Genomic DNA, 20125 nt, shown 5'->3' with positions numbered 1-20125 from the left:
TTCCTTATATATTTATAAATAACTTAGCGATTCAATTTTATTACAGTTTACTTCAATTTGCTTAATAAATTAGCAAGCGTTCTTACGCCAATACCTGTTGCACCTGTTGCCCATAATGCGGTTGCGCTTTTACGAAAGGTTGCTGAACAGTCAATGTGGAGCCAATTTTTTTTATAATTTTTAATAAAATAGGATAAAAATGCCGCTGCTGTACTTGCACCAGCGGTGTTCGGTAATCCAGAATTTGCCATATCTGCAAACGAAGATGGGAATTGGGCTCGATGAAAATCAGCTAATGGTAATCGCCAAAAGGCTTCATGTTCAGCTTGACTACTTGCTAATAACTGATTAGCAAATTTGTCATCAAATGAAAGTAATGATTGATAATCATTACCTACAGCAATCTTTGCTGCCCCAGTAAGGGTTGCACAATCAATGATATAATGGGGGTTATCATTATCAGCACTAATTAATCCATCAGCCAAAACCAAACGCCCTTCGGCATCGGTATTATCAACTTCCACTGTTTTACCATTACGATAACGAATGATATCGCCAAGTTTGAAAGCGTTACCACTTACCAAATTATCTGCACAGCATAAATAAAGTTTGATACGGTGTTTAACTCCACGTGCAATCGCAAGGGCTAGAGCCCCTGTCACCAATGCTGCTCCCCCCATATCCGATCGCATTGATTCCATAAAACCACTTGGTTTTAAGCTATATCCACCTGAATCAAAAGTAATTCCTTTGCCAACCAAGCAAGCAATGATTGGTGCTTTAGGATTTTTAGTAGGATTATAATCAAGCTCAAGCAAGGCAGCCGGTCGTTGAGACCCTTTGCCAACTGTGTAGATACCCATATAATCTTGCTCTTTTAATGCTTCACCTGAAATAATGTTATAAGCTACATCAGAGGAATAATGGCTAATTAAGTTTGCACTTTGCGTTGCCAGTTCGAAAGGGCTTAATGTTTCCGCTTGTTGATTAACAATGTCTCGACACCAATCAATAATGGCTAAGCGATTTTTTAGTTCTTGTTTATCTTTATTACTTAGCTTTGACCAACTGATTTTATTATTATTCTTAGCATTACGATAACCCATCCAAAAATGCCAACATGACTCTAAATCCCAATTGTCACCACTCAATTTAACCGATCTAATACCTTGATTATCTAGTTTTCGTGCAGCTCGTTGAATAGCACCATGCCGATGCTCAGGTCGATAATGAATAGTAACAGCATCTTCTGAAAAACTAAGTAATGCATCTTTGCCCCACTTTGATGGAGCAGGTTTTTCCGAAAGTAATATAGATAACATCGACATAATAAATTCCTCAAGCAATAATAATGCGAAAACAATGAATCAATTCTAATCAGAAACATGCTAATATAGCAAGCAAAGTTAAGCATAAATAAGGACCTATAATGACATCAGTTGTACCGATCAAAAATGGAATTAATTTTCGTGACTTAGGTGGAATTAAAACTAGTGATGGTCGCCAAATTCGAGCTGGAATGTTGTATCGTTCAGGTGAGTTTTCACGCCTAAATGATGATGAAAAAGATTTTTTATCTGATGAGCTTAATTTACATTATGTCTTAGATTATCGCGATCAACATGAAATCGATCGTCATCCAGATAATCTTTGGAACAATAGCCAATATATTAATATCCCTGCCAATCCATTAAGTGATGAATTTACGGCAAGTTTAACGAGTGAACAAGGTAAGGATATTTTTGTGTTAAAAAAATACTCACCGTTTGATTTTATGGTTAAGCTTTATCAATTGTTACCTTTTAATAATCTCGCGTATAAAAAGTTAACATCACTATTACTTAATGCTAACGGAAGACCTTTAGTCCAACACTGTGCTGTAGGTAAAGATAGAACTGGTATCGGTGTCGCTTTAACCTTATTTGCATTAGGTGTGAGTGAAGAAATTGTTATGCAAGATTATTTGCTTACCGAACGCTATTTAAACGACTATCGTGAAGCCGTACTTAGCGAAAATAAAAGTAAATTATCGCCAGAAGAACTTGAAAAACATAAGATCATCTTTGCGGCTAAAAAAGAGTTTTTAACCGCAGCTATTGAGGAAATAAAAAAACGTTATGACACTATCGATAATTGGTTAGCAAAAGAATATCAATTGGACGATAAAAACAAAAAAATTCTTCAAGATATTTATTTGATTTAAATTAGCTTAATGTTTGGACAGCCACCTTACGTTTATCAAAAAGCTGTCAGTAAGTAATTGCTAATGCATTAAGATTGTAAGACAAAATTTGTGATAGGTTTATCATGATTTACAGCAAGATGAACTGGTGCCTGTTGTTGATAATGATAATAAAAATGCTGACCAAACGGCGCGCTAATTAATTGGTTTTCAATATCTACTTTTACCAATTTCATTTGCCAAACCCCTTTGGCATATAGTTTAAGTGCCGATTCTTTTAATGTCCAAAGTTGCCAAAACGCGTTTAAAGTATCACTCTGTGCTAACATCCATTGATATTCATCATTAGCAAAAAAACTTTTGGCAACATTCAGATAATTTTGACGTTGTCGAGAAACTTCAATATCGAGCCCAACTTTACCATTAAGCGAAATTGCAACGGCTACCCAATCTTGGCTATGGCTGATATTAAAATCAGGAAGATGACTATCTAAAAAGCCTGGGCGATTATTGTCGGCAATTATCATCCTCGGCAAAGTATCAATATGGCAATACTGTTTAAGCAAACTCGCTAATATTGAACGGCAAGCTAAAAACTGTTTTTTACGTGTTCCATTTAACGATTCCGCATCATTAATAACTTGTGGTGATAACAGAGAATAATTTAATTCCACCGAATCTAAATGGGCAAGTTTGACAATTACCATGTGTGTAAGCCAGTTTAAACAAAAATTATTTTTTACTATTTTAACAGCATGCTATGCTAACTGTTATCGAAATTTATCAGATCACTAAGGATGCATCATGTCATTACAAACAAAATTAGTTCATGCTGGTCGAAAAAAACGCTATACCCAAGGTGCAGTCAATTCCGTTATTCAGCGAGCTTCATCGCTAGTTTTTGATTCAATCAAAGAAAAAAAAGAAGCAATGGAAAATCGTACTAAAGGGGCTCTATTTTACGGTCGTCGTGGCACTTTAACTCATTTTGCTTTGCAAGATGCCATGGTAGAAATAGAGGGAGGAGCAGGCTGTTATCTATATCCTTGTGGAGCAGCAGCAATTGCAAATGCCATTTTAGCTTTTGTAAAAGCAGGAGATCATATTCTGGTATCAGAAGCCAGTTACGAACCAACCCAAGAATTTTGCGAGCATATACTTAAAGATTTTGGAGTGGAAACCGATTATTTCCCGCCACTCATTGGTCGATATATTACTAAATATATAAAACCGAATACTAAAGTGGTATTTCTTGAATCACCAAGCTCAATTACCATGGAACTGCATGATGTGCCTGCAATTGTTAAAGCAATCCGCAGCGTAAATCCAGAAATTGTGATTATGATGGATAATACATGGGGAGCAGGTGTTTTATTTAAAGCGTTAGAGCATGATGTTGATATCTCAATTCAAGCCGGTACAAAGTATTTAATTGGTCACTCAGATGCCATGCTAGGAACGGCTGTTGCCAATCAACGCTGTTGGGATAAATTACGTGAACGTTCCTATTTAATGGGGCAAATGTGTGATGCAGATACCGCTTATATGGCAGCACGAGGATTGCGAACTTTAGCCGTTAGATTAAAACAACATCATGAAAGCAGTATAAAAGTGGCAAATTGGTTAGCTAATCACCCCAAAGTGGCAACCGTTAATCATCCAGCACTTGAAAGTTGTAAAGGACATGAGTTTTTTAAACGTGATTTTAGTGGCGCTAGTGGTCTATTTTCATTTGTACTTAACGATCATTTAAGCGAAGTGCAATTATCTGATTTCTTAGATAATATGACTCACTTCTCAATGGCATATTCATGGGGTGGATTCGAATCACTAATATTGGCCAACCAACCCGAAGATCTGGCAAAAATACGACCAATATCCGGCATTGATTTCACTGGTACGTTAATCCGATTACATATCGGTCTTGAAGATCCTGATGATTTAATTGCCGATTTGGCTGCTGGTTTGGATAGAATCAAACTACATAAAAACAAGGTTAATGCATTACAAAGTTTAGTATAAATGGATAGCAGATGGGTCATCAAACAAAGAGCGACAATGTGATTGAACAAACTATTTTACAACATCTAAACGGTCGGCAATCGCTACTAGTTGCTTTTAGTGGTGGAGTCGATTCAACCGTTTTAATGCAAGCATTAGTCAATTTAAAGCGACAGTTGCAAAATTTACAACTCAGAGCAATTTATATCCATCATGGTTTGAGTCAAAATGCCGATAATTGGGCTGAACATTGCAAACAACAATGCCTAGTTTGGCAAGTCCCTTTGATTATTGAAAAAGTCAAACTTGATAAAACAGCAGGCAATATTGAAGAACAAGCTAGAGAAGCCCGTTATCAAGCCATTTATCAACATTTAAAAAATAATGAATTTTTATGTACTGCTCAGCATCTTGATGATCAGAGTGAAACTTTTTTTCTAGCCTTAAAACGTGGCAGTGGTCCAGCGGGATTATCAAGTATGCCACTTGAAAATGGTCAACACCTTCGACCATTACTCACAATTTCACGTCAAGAAATTGAGCAATATGCCAATCAACACCAATTAAGTTGGATAGAGGACGAAAGTAATCAAGATGACCATTATGATCGCAACTTTTTACGTTTAAATGTTCTGCCAACACTTAATCATCGTTGGCCTCATTTTTCACAAATGGTTGCTCGCAGTGCAGAGTTATGCCAACAGCAAGAAGCATTAATACATGAAATTTTATTTCCAGAATTTAAAGATATTATTGGCGATAAGAAGCAACTTAGCCTTCAACCATTATATGATTATTCAGAATATAAACGTAATGCAATGTTGCGAATGTGGTTCAAAGAGCAACATATTGGAATGCCAAGCCAAAAGCAACTTTCACTAATTTGGCATACGGTTATTCAAGCTAAACAAGATGCTAACCCGCGATTTATTTTACATAATTGGCAAATTCGCCGATATCAAAATCAGCTCTATTTGTTGCCTTTGTATCAAGATATTGAGCAACAAATTTTACCTTGGGATTTAACCGCTTCGCTAACTTTGCCGGATAATTTAGGTATATTGCAGCCCAATTACCAAACCAATTTAACTTGTCGTTTACCACAAAATGATGAATACGTATCAGTCCGATTTCATGCTCAAGGACAATTTCAAATTGTTCAACGCCAGAGATCGCGATCGATAAAAAAATTGTGGCAAGAGCATCATATTCCACCTTGGATGCGCACGCGTATTCCCTTAATTTATTATAATGAACAACTCATTACCGCAGTTGGGGTATTTGTTACTGAGCAAGGTAAAGGATCACAAGTTGGGTTTAACCTTATAAATAAACAATAAGGAGACAATCCGTCTCCTCAATTTACAAAATATCAAATTATTAAGAACGCGCTTTCCATCGTTTCAACAACAACGCATTTGTCACCACACTCACACTGCTTAGTGCCATTGCTGCACCGGCTATCATTGGATTCAAAAAGCCTAAAGCAGCGAGAGGTATACCAATTAAATTGTAGAAAAACGCCCAAAATAGGTTTTGTTTAATTTTATTATAAGTTCTTCGAGAAATATCAATAGCATCGGCAATTAAAAATAAATTGCCACGCATTAAAGTAATACTGGCTGTATGCATTGCCACATCAGTTCCCGTCCCCATTGCAATACCAATATCAGCGGCAGCTAAAGCCGGTGCGTCATTAATACCATCACCAACCATGGCAACTTTATTATTACTTTGGCTATCTTTTTGTAATTGATAAATATAGTTCGCTTTATCTTGAGGCAAAACTTCTGCAATAACTTTATCTAAATTTAATTGCTGTCCTACATAATTAGCAGCTTGTTGATTGTCACCGGTTAACATAACCGTATTTACCTTTAATTGACGTAATGCATCAATAGCACTTTTCGCTTCAGGCTTAATAACATCAGAAAAACCGAATACGGCTAATATCACAATACTATTTTCTGATTGCTGTTTGGCTAAAAATGAAATTGTGTAACCTTTTTGCGTAAGCTCATTAACTTTATCCTGCATATCTACAAAATAGGCATTTAACGTTTTCATCCAACGCAGACTGCCTAAATAATATTCATGGCTATCAATCGTTGCCATCACTCCTGAACCCGCGATTGATGTAATATTTTGTGCATAACTGTAGGATTTAGCCTTAGCTAATATTGCTTTAGCTAGTGGGTGTTCACTACCTGCTTGCATAGATGCTGCAACAGAAAGAATTTGATCAGCTGTTTCCATGCCCAGCACATCTAGCTCAACTAACTCTGGTTTACCGATTGTTAATGTGCCAGTTTTATCAAATGCTACCGTATTAATATTGTGTAAGGTCTCAAGTGCTTCGGCATCTTTAATCAAAATACCATGACGGGCAGCAACCCCCGTACCAACCATTATAGCTGTTGGCGTTGCTAACCCTAGCGCGCATGGGCAAGCAATCACTAACACCGCAACCGCATGAAGTAAAGCTTGCTGCCAATCATAAGAAATAAAGCCCCAAGCAAGCAATGTAATTAAAGCAATCAATAAAATGACGGGTACAAAAATAGCACTAATCCGATCCACAATACGCTGAATTGGCGCTTTTTTTGCTTGGGCTGACTCAACCATAGCAATAATCTTAGACAACATAGAATCAGCTTGAATAGCGGTTGTTTTTACAATTAATAGTCCTTCGCCATTTATAGTTCCACCGGTTACGGTACTATTGAGTGTTTTAGTAACCGGAAAACTTTCCCCAGTCAACATAGACTCATCACAACTTGATGCGCCTTCAAGAACAATACCATCAACGGGTATTCGCTCACCGGGTTTAATAACCACCACATCATTAACCTTAACCTGACTTATTGGCAAACTCACCTCTTGCTCCCCTTGTCGAACTAATGCCACTTCAGGGCGAAGCGCAGAAAGTGCCTCAATCGCTTTGGTCGTTTGATGTTTGGCCCTTGACTCTAACCATTTACCAATCAAGATTAAGGTAATAATAACCACTGATGACTCAAAATAGAGGTGATCGGCATGACCAATAATAAGCTGATAAAGAGAAAGTCCATAAGCAGCGCTGGTACCAATTGCAACAAGTAAATCCATATTCCCAGACAATGCTTTAGCTGCATTAAAACCACTACGATAAAATTTAGCGCCAAGTCCAAATTGTACAATCGAAGCAATCACTAATTGCAGCCAAGCGGGCATCATCCAATGAATTCCAAATAATTCAAATAACATCGGCAAAACAAAAGGAAGTGCTAATATAACCGAAATAATAATCGGCCAAACTGATGCTTGCTTACTCACGTCTTTAGCGTGAATTTCCGGCTCGGAAATCTTCACTGCATGGTAACCAGCTTTATCAACTGCTGCCATTAAAGTTTCTAATTTAACATCAGCATTAGCCTTAACCGTGGCCTTTTCAGTTGCAAGGTTTACACTAACATCAATCACACCATCAATCTTTCTTAATGCTTTTTCTACACGGCTAACACATGATGCGCAGCTCATCTCTTCAACAAAAAAATTATATTCGATAGTTTTCATTTGAGGCATTCCTTGATTTTAGGTATGGTAGATATTGTAGTATTAATTATCTTTTTAACAAGAATGCACCTTTTTGATATATACTACCCAAAAAGATACTGTAAAGATAACCAAGTGAAAAATAATTCGATTATCAACCCCCATTGTGAAAAACAAGACCAGACAATTACCTATTGCCCAGTTGATGTCACAATTAATATGATTGGTGGTAAATATAAATCGCTAATACTATGGAAATTGATGTCAAAAAGCGCCATGAGATTTTCTGAGTTACACAAAGAAATTCCAACAGCCACAGCTAAAATGCTAACCCAACAACTACGCGAACTTGAATCAAATGGCTTAATTCATCGACAGGTTTTTCCGGTGGTACCACCTAAAGTTGAATATTCTTTAACTAATTTTGGCAAAAGTATAAAACCAGTACTTGAATCAATGTATTTATGGGGCAGTGACTATTTAAATAATCAAGGTTTACAAGTTAATTGTTCAATGACCGCATTAGATCAATAAATTACTGTTTGTGGTTAATGACAAGTATAGATACAGGGACAATACATCCCTGCATTTAAAGAAAGAAATTAAAATTAATTACGCAATTTTTCTGGCCAATCGTTTTGAGTCGTCACCAGCAAATCTTTAACAATTTTCGGATTCCCTGCAACAATATTACCAGAAACCATATAATTATTACCGCCAGCAAAGTCGGTAACCACACCACCAGCTTCACGTAAAATCAATTCACCAGCAGCAATATCCCATGGTTTTAAACCAATTTCAAAAAAGCCATCTAAACGCCCAGATGCAACATAAGCTAAATCTAACGCAGCTGAGCCAGTACGACGGAAATCACCACATTTAGTAAATAACTTTTGTAAAACCGCAAAATAACTATCACTATGTTGTTTCGCTTTAAAAGGGAAAGCTGTTGCAAGCACACTACCTTCTAAATCTTTAGCATTACTTACACGAATACGATAACCATTAAGTTGAGCACCTTTACCACGTGCAGCAGTAAACAACTCATTACTCATTGGATTATAAACGACCGCCACTTCGGTTTTACCTTTGACACGAGCAGCAATAGACACAGCGAAATGTGGAATATTTTTAATAAAATTTGTAGTACCATCAATTGGGTCAATTATCCATTGCGTATCAGCATCACTACCTTTAGCAAGGCCACTTTCTTCGGCAATAATAGTATGATCTGGATAAGCTTTTTTGATTGTTTCGATAATCAAAGCTTCAGCGACACGATCTGCATTAGTCGCAAAATCATTAGCACCTTTAGTATCAATTTCGATTGAACTAGGATTTTCATAGGCCTTAATGGCAACATTACCTGCTTTACGAGCAGCACGAATAGCAATATTAAGCATCGGATGCATAATTTTCTTCCAATTGATGATGTTAAAGAACGGGTTAATTTAGCAAACTTACAAAGTCATACTAAAATTTAGGGCATAGTATAAAGGTTTTATCGATTTATTGCCAGATTATGTTGGGATCTAGATTTGAAATCGCAAAAGTAAAAATTTGGGCAATAAATAAGCTTCTAAGTAATAAAAAAACAAAATATCATATTTAAAATCATCATATTATGATATTTAACAAATTTAACATAGACATTTCAATTTATTGCCTTTAACATCATTGTATAAATTTTGTGTAATAATTGTGTAAATATTAGACTGTGAAGTTTTCGAATGAAAAAGTATATTTTAAGTTTAGCATTAGTTACCTACCCCTTTTCCGCTTTGTTGGCTGAGCCTCCACCCATTAAAGAATTGAGTGATAAACAGCTAATCCACCAACAAGAACGTGAAAAAGCACTACAAGATTCTTTAACCCCTGCTTCTCCCGACATCCGTTTATTACCCCCCGATTCTAAAGAGAATGCACTTAACTTTCCAACTGAATCTTTATGTTTCAACATAAAACAAGTCAAGTTGCTCGAACGAGATAAATTGCCTTGGTACATTCCCTTAAATAAGCTTGCTAAACAAGCTGAACATCGGTGTTTAGGTGGTGAAGGTATTACTCTATTAATGACGGCAATACAAGACAGATTAATCAGCTATGGCTATATTACAACCCGTGTTGTTGCACCGGAGCAAGATTTAACAAGTGGAGAATTAAAATTACTGATCGTAGAAGGTAAAGTCAGAAATATTCTTTATACCGATGACAGTGACAAATATGCACAGCTATACACCGCAATGCCAGCTAGAATAAATCAATCGCTCAATTTACGTGATATAGAACAAGGGCTGGAAAATTTACAGCGCTTACCGACTGTGACAGCTCAAATGCAACTCGTCCCTGGCGATAAACCCGGTGAAAGTGATATTGTCATTGACCGAAGACAAAGCAAAATGTGGCGTTTAGGGTTATCGGTTGATGATTCAGGCACAAAAACTACTGGCCGTGACCAAGGTGGTATTACCTTATATCTTGATAACTTATTATCGTTAAGCGACTCATTTTATGCTTCTGGTGGGCATGACTTAAATGGTAAAGGTAAATATGGATCACGCAACTTTTTATTATCCTATTCAGTCCCTTTTGGTTATTGGCTGTTAAGCACTTCTTTATCAGGTAACAAATATCATCAAACTATTGCTGGTGAAGTTTTAGATTATAAGTACAGTGGTCGCAGTCGTAACGCCACGGTTCAACTTAGCCGCGTTTTACACCGAAATGAATCCCAAAAAACGACCTTAAATTATGGCATCACTTTACGTCAATCTCACAACTACATCAATGATGAAGAGATGGAAATCCAGCAACGCAAAACAACTTATTGGCAACTTGGATTACAGCATCGACACTATATTAAAGATATTACTATCGATGCCGGAGTATCTTATCAAAAAGGCGTGAGATGGTTTAATGCTAAAAAAGCACCTGAAGAAAGTGATCCAGAAAATAATACCAGTGCGTTATCCGATATATTTTCACTAAATTTTTCAACCAATGTGCCTTTTAATTTAGGTGAGCAACAATTCCATTATCGTCTTGATTATCAAGGTCAATATACCCGAGGGAATAACTTAACATCACCAGACCAATTCTCTATTGGAGGGCGATGGACTGTTCGTGGCTTTGATGGTGAATTAACCCTTAGAGCTGATCGTGGATGGTATTTACGTAATGAACTTGGTTGGCAAGCACCATTTAATCACGAGCCATATTTAGGTATCGATACTGGTGAAGTATCTGGCGCCAAAAGTGAATACTTATTGGGTCGTCATTTGACTGGTGGTGTTATTGGTTTAAGAGGTAATAATTATGGCATTTATTATGACTTATTTGCCGGCATGCCAATAAGAAAACCCAAAGGATTCAAAACAAATCCTTTAGTATTGGGATTTAATTTGAATTGGAACTTTTAGACCATAAAACGACATTAATCAGATAACAAAAATAATGAAATAAGGGATGAAACAAATTATGAATAAGCACTTCTATCGAGTTATTTTTAATAAAAAGCGCAATATACAAATGGTAGTTGCAGATATAGCAAAAACGCCGAGTGTAGTTGAAAAAACGACTAAATCAGCGAGCTATACATTACGAGAAAATCTTTTTGTTACACTTAAACCGATAACCTTATTTATATCTATTTCATTAGGTTTTGTCGCCCTCAGCACACCGGCATATGGAAGTGATATAAAGCCTGACCAACAGGCTTCTCATCACCAACAACCACAAGTGGTTTCAACGGCTAATGGTGTGACTCAAGTGAATATTCAAGCACCGAACAGCAAAGGTCTATCTCATAATAAATACTCGCAATTTGATGTGTCACAAAATGGAGTGATCTTAAATAACGGCAATAAAATTAGCCAAACTCAAATTGGTGGTTACATACAAGGTAACCCGAATCTAAAAGTCAGTGGTCCAGCTAAAATTATATTAAATGAAGTTAATTCTCGTAACCCGAGCCAATTAAATGGTGTAGTGGAAGTTGCTGGTGGTAAAGCTCAAGTAATCATTGCCAACCCGTCAGGTATTACCTGTAATGGTTGTGGCTTTATTAATGCAAACAGAGGCACATTAACCACTGGTAAGCCAGTCATAGAAAACGGTGAATTAAAAGGATATTTAGTTGAACAAGGGCAGATTGCTGTAACCGGAAAGGGGTTTGATAGTTCAAGGCAAAGTTACACAGATTTAATTGCTCGTAGCGTATCGATTAACTCATCAGTTTGGGCAAATGAAGCCAATGTGGTGACGGGTCGTAACAACGTGAGTCTAGACGTAAAAACGATTAGTCCGTTGGATACCACAACACATGACAAACCAGAGGTTTCTATCGATGTATCGCAGTTGGGTGGCATGTATGCAGGCAAAATCAACTTAGTCGGTACTGAAAAAGGAGTGGGCGTTCATAACGCCGGTGAGTTAGGCGCCAGCCGTGAATCACTCATGATTAGCGCTGACGGAAAAATTGTCAACAATGGCGCCATGCAATCAAATAAAGATATTGTATTAAACAGCAATCAAGGTGTCATTAACAATAAACAACTTTACGCTAAAAATGAAATAAATATTAAAAGTACAAATAATATCAATAATAGTGGCACTATTGTTGCTCAAAAAGATATCAAATTAAGTGCAAACAAAATTGATAACGCATCATCGGGAACGATTGCCGCTGGTGTTGATAGCGCAGGAAAACTGAATAATCATGGTTCATTAACAGTAAGTAGTCATCAATTAACCTCTAAAGGTAAACTGTTAGCCGATCAAAAAATTGCTGTCGAAAGTAAAGATAAGGTTGATTTAGATGGTGGACAACAAATCGCCAATCAAATCGATATAAAAACTAAAGCATTGAGTGCTAAACAAAGTGTAATCAAAGCTACCCAAGATGTAAATTTGACAACTGAAAACAATCTTATTGTTAGCGATAGTCAAATTTTTGCAAATAAAGACATTAATCTGATTGCCGGACAAACTATCAACATGGACAATAGTACCATCGTTGCTAAAGATAATATTTACGCTCAAGGTCAAGACATCTCCCTACAAAATGCAAATACCTTATCAGAAAAAGATAGTACATTTATTGCAAACCAAAATAGTTTCAATCGTGAGGCTCAAATTAGCACCAAAGGTAACCTTTATATCAAAGCCAATCATATTGATAATGACAATGCAACTTTACTGTCCGAACAAGATATTTCACTAATTTCAAATAATCAATTAATTAACCGATATGCAAAGCTATTTAGTAATCGACATATCACCTTATCAGCCAGTGAAATTAATAATCAAAATGCAAAATTAAAAAATTTAGGTACCGCAACCATTACTGCTAACCTAATTGATAATCAACATGCTGTTTGGCGGGTAGATCAACTTATTTTAAAAAGCGGGCGTTTACTTAATAAAAATGCCAATATGCTGATTCAAAAAATAGCATCATTTGACACAGATGAAATAGTCAATGAAAACGCAAAAATTTTGGCTCATGATTTATTTATCCAATCAAATAAATTAAGTGGTGACGGGCAATTACTGGCAGAAAATAATTTAACTTTAAAATTAACTGATTCATTTCATAATCAAAACGAAGTCATTGCCAATAATAACATTGTGATTGAAAGCCAACAAAACATTACCAATGATAAAACGATTTTATCTGGTAAAAAGGTAAATCTAATCAGCAAGCAACTAACTAATAATGAAGATGGCGAAATCAGCAGTGATGATATACAACTTGAGCATGACATAGTAACAAATTTTGGGATTATAGATGGTCAAAATAGCTATATCGGTGCAACCACACTGAATAATATTCAAACAGGACGAATTTATAGTAATGATTTACAGATAAAAGCCCAAACCATTAATAACCGTGCCAATGGCAATCAAGCCCCAGTTATTGCTGCGCGTAATAACTTTATAATTAATGCAGAAACATTAAATAATTATAGTCATGCACTATTATTAAGCTTAGGTAAACTAACAATTAACGCTGATACTATTAATAATCACTCATCGCGTATCGAATCGGGTGATAATATGATAATTAATGCAAATGAAATTAATAACATCAACGATAATATTCAAACTGAAGTAGTTAAAGTTAGTGAACAAAATAAATCTGAATTTGCTTTCAGAAACAGTAACCGTCGGTACAGTGGCAATAATTATCAAGTAAAACAGGGCAAAGGAAAACATAAATACCCGATATTAACCGTTTATAATGAAGATGGATCGAGTCAATCAAATTATAAATATATTGAATATAACTATTTACAAACGCATTACCAAACTCAAATTACACAAACAGACCCCGCAGAAATTGTTTCGGGTAACCATTTAGTAATTGACGCAAATCGTGTTATCAATAACAACAGTAAAATTGTAGCTGGTGGAACCTTACAGTTAAACGTAGGATCACTCGATAATATCTCTGAAAAAGGTATCGATAGAATCATTGATTCTGGCAAACAAATTAGCCATGACAGAAAATGGCATGGGGGAACTAAACGAGAATATTCATCAAAAAAGAAAAAATCAGACTATAATAATATCGTTGAAACCACGATTGATTTAGGCTCAAGTAAAATAGATGAACATCAAAGCATTTCTAATACAACGATTGATGATCGTGACAAAACGACAACAAATGTAGAGGTTGATCAGGGAGATCGTTCACAGACCCAAATTAATTCAATTGCGTCTATCGAACCGAATCTTGATTTACCAAATAACAGCTTATACGCAATAAAAAAAGATCCAAAAAGTAATTATTTAATTGAAACCGACCCACGTTTTACTAATCGAAAAAAATGGTTAAGCTCTGACTATATGGCTAACCAATTAAAAATGGACCCTGATGAACTTCAAAAAAGACTGGGTGATGGTTACTATGAACAACAACTCATCCAGCAGCAAATAGTAGCGCTAACTGGGCAACGTTATCTAGGCGGTCACGAAAATGATATTGAACAGTATAAAGCGCTGATGGATGCGGGTGTTTCGTTTGCCGAACAATATCATTTACAAGTAGGCGTATCACTATCAGTTGAACAGATGAAAAAACTCACCAGTGATATTGTTTGGTTAGTAAGTAAAACTGTTATGGTAAATGGAAAACCAGAGCAAGTACTGGTGCCTCAAGTCTATGTTGTCAATAGACCTGAAGTATCAACAGATGGCGCATTACTTGCTGGTAAAAATATCAACATCAATAGTCAAAATGATATTTACTCCAACGGAAATGTCCTTGCCAAAAACCAACTCAATGTAATCGGACAAAACATAGACCAAGAAGGACTATGGAAAGGTGACAGCATTTTTGTTTACGCTAACGATAGCCTTAAAAGCAGTGGTGCTTTTGTCGCTGATGAAAATATTTCATTATTAGCAGTAAAAGATATCTTATTAAATACCACCACAAAAACTACCGACATTACCTACGGTGGCAATCACAATAGTAATACTGTTATTGATAAAGTAGCATCAGTACAAAGCAAACAAGGTGATATTTTAATTCATGCTGGTAATGATGTAAGCATGAATGGTGCCTTAATCGTTAATAGTGGTGATGACTCCCAAACACAAATAAAAGCAGGCCACGATATTAACCTAAATAAAGTAGATACAGGAAATGCTTCGCACGCTAATTTTGGCAAAAAAGATTACCGTGATATAGATGAAACCCATGTGGTAGGAACTGAAATACAATCCAACGGAAATATTAGTCTACTAGCAGGAAATGATATCAATACTCACGCAGCGATTGTATCAGCTGATGAGTCACTAAAAGTTATTGCTGGGAATGATATCAACATATTAGCTTCACAAGAGCATGAAGCATTAACTGACCACCACCAAAAAGACAACAAGCGAATATTAAACAATAAATCAACAATTCATCATCTTGAAATTGACAACACAACCCAAAAAGGTAGTGAACTTTCCGGCGATAGTGTAACAATAAAAGCAGGTCATGATTTAACAGTCGATGGTAGCCAAGTGGTTGGTACTCAGGATGTTAATTTATTGGCAAATAATAACGTCAATATTACTGCAGCAGAAGAATCCTATTATCAACACCAACAAACCATTAAGAAAGAATCAGGTTTAATGGGTAGCGGTGGACTAGGCGTCACTGTCGGCAAAATGAAACAAGACTTAAAACAAACCGATACCGAGCAAGCCTATGCTGGCAGTATAGTTGGCAGTACTAATGGTAGCGTAAATATTCAAGCAGGCAAAGATGTCAATATTCAAGGTAGTGATGTCATTGCACAGCAAAACATCAGATTGAAAGGCGAAAATGTCAATATTGAAGCATTAGACGCAAAAACCACACATCAAGAAGAATATAAATATCAAAAATCTGGTGTTACTGTAGCCATTACTGGTACAGCTAGTGATATCTATAACGCTAACCAAACCTTGCAGCACTCAAGAAATCAAACGAACAAACGAACCAAAGCATTAATGGAAATTAAGGCCGGATTACAAGCGAGTAATGCGGCATTAGAAGCCGGTGCGAATTTACAAAATGGACAACCTGACGCCTCGATAGGGATTAACATCAGCCTTGGCAGTGAAAAAACAAAACGTACTGTTAATCAAGAACAACATACCGTGGTAGGTTCATCGGTCTCAGCAGGTCGAAATGTTTCAATTATTGCAACCGGCAATGGCGACAAAGACAGTGGGGATATAAATATACTGGGAAGCCAAGTACAGGCAGGTCATGACGCAATACTTAATGCTAATCATGATATTAACATTATTGGTGAAGAAAACACGTTTAAAACAGAAACCAAAGAGAAAAGTAGCAATGGCTCAGTGAGCGTAGGTTATAACTTTGGTGGACAGAAAAATGGATTTACTGTTTCTGCTAGCGGTAGTACAAGTAAATCACGTGAAAAAGGCAATGGTACAGACTGGACAGAAAGCATAGTAGAAGCTGGAAATAAAGTGACGCTGATTACGGGTAATGATGCCAATATCATTGCAGGTCAAGTAAAAGGTGACAAAGTGGTTGCCGATATTGGTCATGACTTAAATATCGAGTCTAAACAAGATACTGACCATTATCATCAAAAAAGCAGTTCAACATCGGTGGGAGGCAGTTTTTCTTGGGGTGGCACCAGCAGTGTGAATGCCTCAACAAGCTCAACAAAAATGAACAGTGATTGGGCAAGCGTGACCGACCAATCGGGAATATATGCTGGCAAAGGCGGATTTGACATCAAGGTTGGTAACAACACCGACTTAAAAAATAGATTCAATGAAATATGATATGATTAACGGAAAATATGATTTTAAAAAACCTGAAAATATCATAGCCGGATATGTTGATGCTAAAGGAAACTATTATATTACGGAAGGCCATCATAGAATGGCTGCTGTAATGGAAATTTATAAAAAAACTGGAGATGCCTATTATATCAATAAATTATTATCAAATGGGAAATGGACAGAAACACAAAAACCTCCGATCGATGCTAAACCTCCACCAAAAAGAAGGTAATTATGTTAAAAAATGAAATATATATTGAAATTTTGGAATGGGCATTACCTTATATAAGAAATGTTCAGTCACAAAATTCGTTTAGGAAAGCTAATGATAAATCTTGTTATTATGAAGCAGAATTAGTTCATAATTTACCAAGAAAATTATTAACACCAAACTTTACAGACAGTGATATACATTTTTTAAATTATCAAGCTAAATTTTATTATGATAATTGTAATGCAGAAATTTCAATAAATTATCCAAAGCAGGTTTTTTATATTAAAGAATTATTTAAAATAGTACCGATTGAATTACAAGATAAATTGATTTGGAAAGGACCAGAATAATTAATTTTTCTTGTGATTTTATCAGTTCTGCTATTTAGGTCGCAGAACCGAGCTAATTATTTATCAATAATACGATCTACCTCGCAAGCTCGACAATCAACTTGCTTTTTTAGCGGTAATAGTGACGAGTTGTCTTATGGTGAATCCGAGTTCATTTAGCCAGTTACCTTTAATGGTCAGATGTGGTCTCTAGTTGATTTTAGCTTAGAATGGAATCCTAACCATAGTTAACTTCCATAAAACCCTATCCGCTCAAGCCACCAACCGCAAGACTCTTACTTTTAACGATTATGCTCAATTATTAGTGAAATTTGCTACAATGCAATTACTTTATGTTTTTTAGGAGGAAAAACGGATGAAGAAACTAATATTGATTATGTGCTTATTTCTTTCTGTTAATATGCCTTTCTTCGCTTATGGAAATCAAGAGTTGGATTATCAGAAAGAGTACAAAAAAGCAACAACCCAAAATGATGCAGAGGCGCAATTTCGTATAGGTTATATGTATGAAAAAGGCATTGAAGTTGAGCAAAGTTATACCAAAGCTGTTCAATGGTATGAAAAAGCCGTAAAACAAAATAATGAAAATGCCTCAGTATACTTAGGTTCATTGTATTTAAATGGTTTAGGGGTAGATCAAGATTTAAATAAAGCCAAAAAACTGATTGAAAAAGGTGCATTGAACGGTAACAGCAGTGGCGAGTTTTATATGGGGCTTTTTTATGAAATAATGGCTCGAAATTCCCAAGTAAAAGGCATAGAAGCAAATTTAAATAATGACGAAATAAATAAGAATTATGTTATGGCTCGAAAGTGGTATGAGAAAGCCTTGAAACATGGTGAGCCTGCAGCAGCCGGAAATTTGGGCGTTTTCTATCAAGATGGAAAAGGTGTTAAACCAGACGAAGTCAAAGCCAGAAAATATTATGAACAAGGTGCAAAGGGAAATGCAATTGTGTCTAAAAATAATTTAGCTAACTTGTATTATCTGGGAAAAGGTGGTTTAAAACAAGATTATATAAAAGGTAGAAAATTAGATGAAGATGCGGCTAAGCAAGGGTACGTTTATTCGCAATTTAATTTAGGTTGGCTCTATTTTAACGGTAATGGCGTTAAACAAGATTATCAAGAAGCAAAAAAGTGGTTTGAGCTTGCTGCAGAGCAAAATAGTGGTGAAGCACAATATTATTTAGGTCTTATATATCAACAGGGGCTAGGGGTAGAAAAAGATATAAACACGGCTAAACATTACTTTAAGTTATCTTGCCAAAATATTGGTGATGAAGATGCTTGCCAATTACAATAATTTGCATCTTAAGTGATATAACCACCTTAATTATTTTGCTATCAAAAGTTATATAATTAAGGTGTGCTTCTTTTTTCTAAAAAGAATTTATGACCTGCCACAATTTAGCATTTTACGGCTTATTATTCGCATTAAATTAGGAATTATTGCATAATATATGGCGTATAAAATACCGAACTTAAGTTAGGAATAATTATGGAACTTCTTTGCCCCGCTGGCTCATTACCATCCCTAAAAGTGGCGATTGATAATGGAGCTGATGCTGTCTATATTGGTTTAAAAGATGATACCAATGCTCGCCATTTTGCTGGTTTAAATTTTAATGAAAAGCGACTTGTTGAAGCATCAGATTATGTTCACAAGCGCGGTAAAAAATTACATATAGCTATTAATACCTTTGCTCATCCTGAAAACTTTGAGCGATGGCAATATGCTGTTGATACTGCGGCTAACATTGGTGCTGATGCTTTAATCATTGCTGATTTAGCGATGCTTGATTATGCTGCTGAGAAGTATCCGAACCTTGAACGTCATGTCTCGGTGCAAGCGTCATCAACCAATGAAGAGTCAATTAAGTTTTATTATAATAACTTTCAGGTGCATCGTATTGTTTTACCTCGTGTGTTATCTATGCATCAAGTTAAACAGTTATCACAAGTATCCCCCGTACCTTTAGAGGTTTTTGCGTTTGGTAGTTTATGTATTATGGCGGAAGGTCGCTGTTATTTATCTTCATACCTAACAGGTGAATCGCCAAATACTGTTGGCGCTTGCTCTCCTGCAAAATTTGTCCGTTGGGAAGAGACCGATAAAGGGCTTGAATCAAGACTCAACAATGTTTTAATTGATTGTCATAAACAAGGTGAAAATGCTGGGTATCCAACACTTTGTAAGGGACGTTATTTTGTTGGAAATACACTTTATCATCCAATTGAAGAGCCAACCAGTTTAAATACAATTGAACTATTACCGGAGCTTTTTGCTGCAAATATCGCTTCCGTTAAAATTGAAGGAAGGCAACGCAGTCCAGCTTATGTTGAACAAGTCACAAAAGTATGGAGACAAGCTATTGATCGCTATAAAGCGAATCCACAAGCATTCCAAGCTGAAAAGAATTGGATGGATACCTTGGGCTCTGTTTCAGAAGGAACACAAACAACTTTAGGTGCTTATCACCGTAAATGGCAATAATTGGCCAGCATTGATATTGAAATTTTAAAATAAAATAAACATAT

The 20125-nt window shown here is 36.0% G+C and carries 15 protein-coding genes; 10 read left to right on the top strand and 5 right to left on the bottom strand.

Annotated elements, in window-relative coordinates; translation table 11 throughout:
* Positions 1-47 precede the first annotated feature (47 nt).
* Entirely contained in the window at positions 48-1328 is a 1281-nt protein-coding gene (gene pepB / locus J3T98_RS08275) for an aminopeptidase PepB (protein WP_267362618.1), read from the bottom strand.
* Between the two features lie 101 nt (positions 1329-1429).
* On the opposite strand from pepB, the gene J3T98_RS08270 reads away from it, so the two are divergent.
* Positions 1430-2203 (top strand): tyrosine-protein phosphatase, encoded by a 774-nt coding sequence (locus J3T98_RS08270; RefSeq protein ID WP_267362617.1) that lies wholly within the window; start codon positions 1430-1432, stop codon positions 2201-2203.
* Positions 2204-2271: 68 nt separating this feature from the next.
* On the opposite strand, the gene J3T98_RS08265 is transcribed toward J3T98_RS08270, so the two are convergent.
* Entirely contained in the window at positions 2272-2889 is a 618-nt protein-coding gene (locus tag J3T98_RS08265; protein WP_267332100.1) for a 4'-phosphopantetheinyl transferase family protein, read from the bottom strand.
* Between the two features lie 97 nt (positions 2890-2986).
* Here J3T98_RS08265 and metC point away from each other — a divergent pair, with 97 nt between their 5' ends.
* Together metC and tilS are read left to right on the top strand one after the other, a co-directional pair.
* A complete protein-coding gene (gene metC, locus J3T98_RS08260; RefSeq protein ID WP_267362616.1) occupies positions 2987-4204 on the top strand; it encodes a cystathionine beta-lyase in 1218 nt (405 codons plus the stop codon).
* 11 nt (positions 4205-4215) lie between these two features.
* Positions 4216-5523: a tRNA lysidine(34) synthetase TilS gene (gene tilS / locus J3T98_RS08255; RefSeq protein WP_267362615.1), complete on the top strand. Its 1308-nt coding sequence runs from the start codon at positions 4216-4218 to the stop codon at positions 5521-5523.
* 40 nt (positions 5524-5563) lie between these two features.
* On the opposite strand, the gene J3T98_RS08250 is transcribed toward tilS, so the two are convergent.
* Positions 5564-7738 (bottom strand): heavy metal translocating P-type ATPase, encoded by a 2175-nt coding sequence (locus J3T98_RS08250; protein ID WP_267362613.1) that lies wholly within the window; start codon positions 7736-7738, stop codon positions 5564-5566.
* Between the two features lie 198 nt (positions 7739-7936).
* On the opposite strand from J3T98_RS08250, the gene J3T98_RS08245 reads away from it, so the two are divergent.
* Positions 7937-8251, top strand: coding sequence for a winged helix-turn-helix transcriptional regulator (locus J3T98_RS08245; protein WP_416379940.1), 315 nt, complete (start codon positions 7937-7939; stop codon positions 8249-8251).
* A gap of 74 nt (positions 8252-8325) precedes the next feature.
* Here J3T98_RS08245 and suhB read toward each other — a convergent pair whose 3' ends face one another.
* Positions 8326-9129 (bottom strand): inositol-1-monophosphatase, encoded by an 804-nt coding sequence (gene suhB, locus J3T98_RS08240; protein ID WP_267362612.1) that lies wholly within the window; start codon positions 9127-9129, stop codon positions 8326-8328.
* Positions 9130-9447: 318 nt separating this feature from the next.
* Here suhB and J3T98_RS08235 point away from each other — a divergent pair, with 318 nt between their 5' ends.
* From J3T98_RS08235 to J3T98_RS08220, 4 genes are read left to right on the top strand one after another with little or no spacing between them, the layout of a single operon-like run.
* The gene (locus tag J3T98_RS08235) at positions 9448-11136 is read left to right on the top strand and encodes a ShlB/FhaC/HecB family hemolysin secretion/activation protein (protein WP_267362611.1); all 1689 of its coding nucleotides are present in this window, start codon (positions 9448-9450) and stop codon (positions 11134-11136) included.
* A gap of 58 nt (positions 11137-11194) precedes the next feature.
* Positions 11195-17020 (top strand): hemagglutinin repeat-containing protein, encoded by a 5826-nt coding sequence (locus tag J3T98_RS08230; protein WP_267362609.1) that lies wholly within the window; start codon positions 11195-11197, stop codon positions 17018-17020.
* Complete coding sequence (locus tag J3T98_RS08225; protein ID WP_267337276.1) at positions 17010-17252, top strand: hypothetical protein; 243 nt, start codon at positions 17010-17012, stop codon at positions 17250-17252. Before J3T98_RS08230 ends, J3T98_RS08225 begins: the two co-directional genes overlap by 11 nt.
* 2 nt (positions 17253-17254) lie before the next feature.
* On the top strand, positions 17255-17584 hold the full coding sequence (locus J3T98_RS08220) for a hypothetical protein (RefSeq protein WP_267362607.1): 330 nt from the start codon (positions 17255-17257) through the stop codon (positions 17582-17584).
* A gap of 96 nt (positions 17585-17680) precedes the next feature.
* Here J3T98_RS08220 and J3T98_RS11235 read toward each other — a convergent pair whose 3' ends face one another.
* Entirely contained in the window at positions 17681-17758 is a 78-nt protein-coding gene (locus tag J3T98_RS11235) for a hypothetical protein (protein ID WP_416380636.1), read from the bottom strand.
* Between the two features lie 181 nt (positions 17759-17939).
* On the opposite strand from J3T98_RS11235, the gene J3T98_RS08215 reads away from it, so the two are divergent.
* Both J3T98_RS08215 and ubiU read left to right on the top strand, forming a co-directional pair.
* Positions 17940-18890, top strand: coding sequence for a tetratricopeptide repeat protein (locus J3T98_RS08215; RefSeq protein WP_267362605.1), 951 nt, complete (start codon positions 17940-17942; stop codon positions 18888-18890).
* A gap of 195 nt (positions 18891-19085) precedes the next feature.
* Positions 19086-20081, top strand: coding sequence for a ubiquinone anaerobic biosynthesis protein UbiU (ubiU, locus tag J3T98_RS08210; RefSeq protein WP_065563761.1), 996 nt, complete (start codon positions 19086-19088; stop codon positions 20079-20081).
* Positions 20082-20125: the final 44 nt, after the last annotated feature.

Source organism: Gilliamella sp. B2772 (assembly GCF_026536985.1).
GTDB lineage: Bacteria > Pseudomonadota > Gammaproteobacteria > Enterobacterales > Orbaceae > Gilliamella > Gilliamella apicola_E.
The sequence above is the reverse complement of the archived record's forward strand: the minus strand, read 5'-3'. Positions and strand labels throughout refer to the sequence as shown.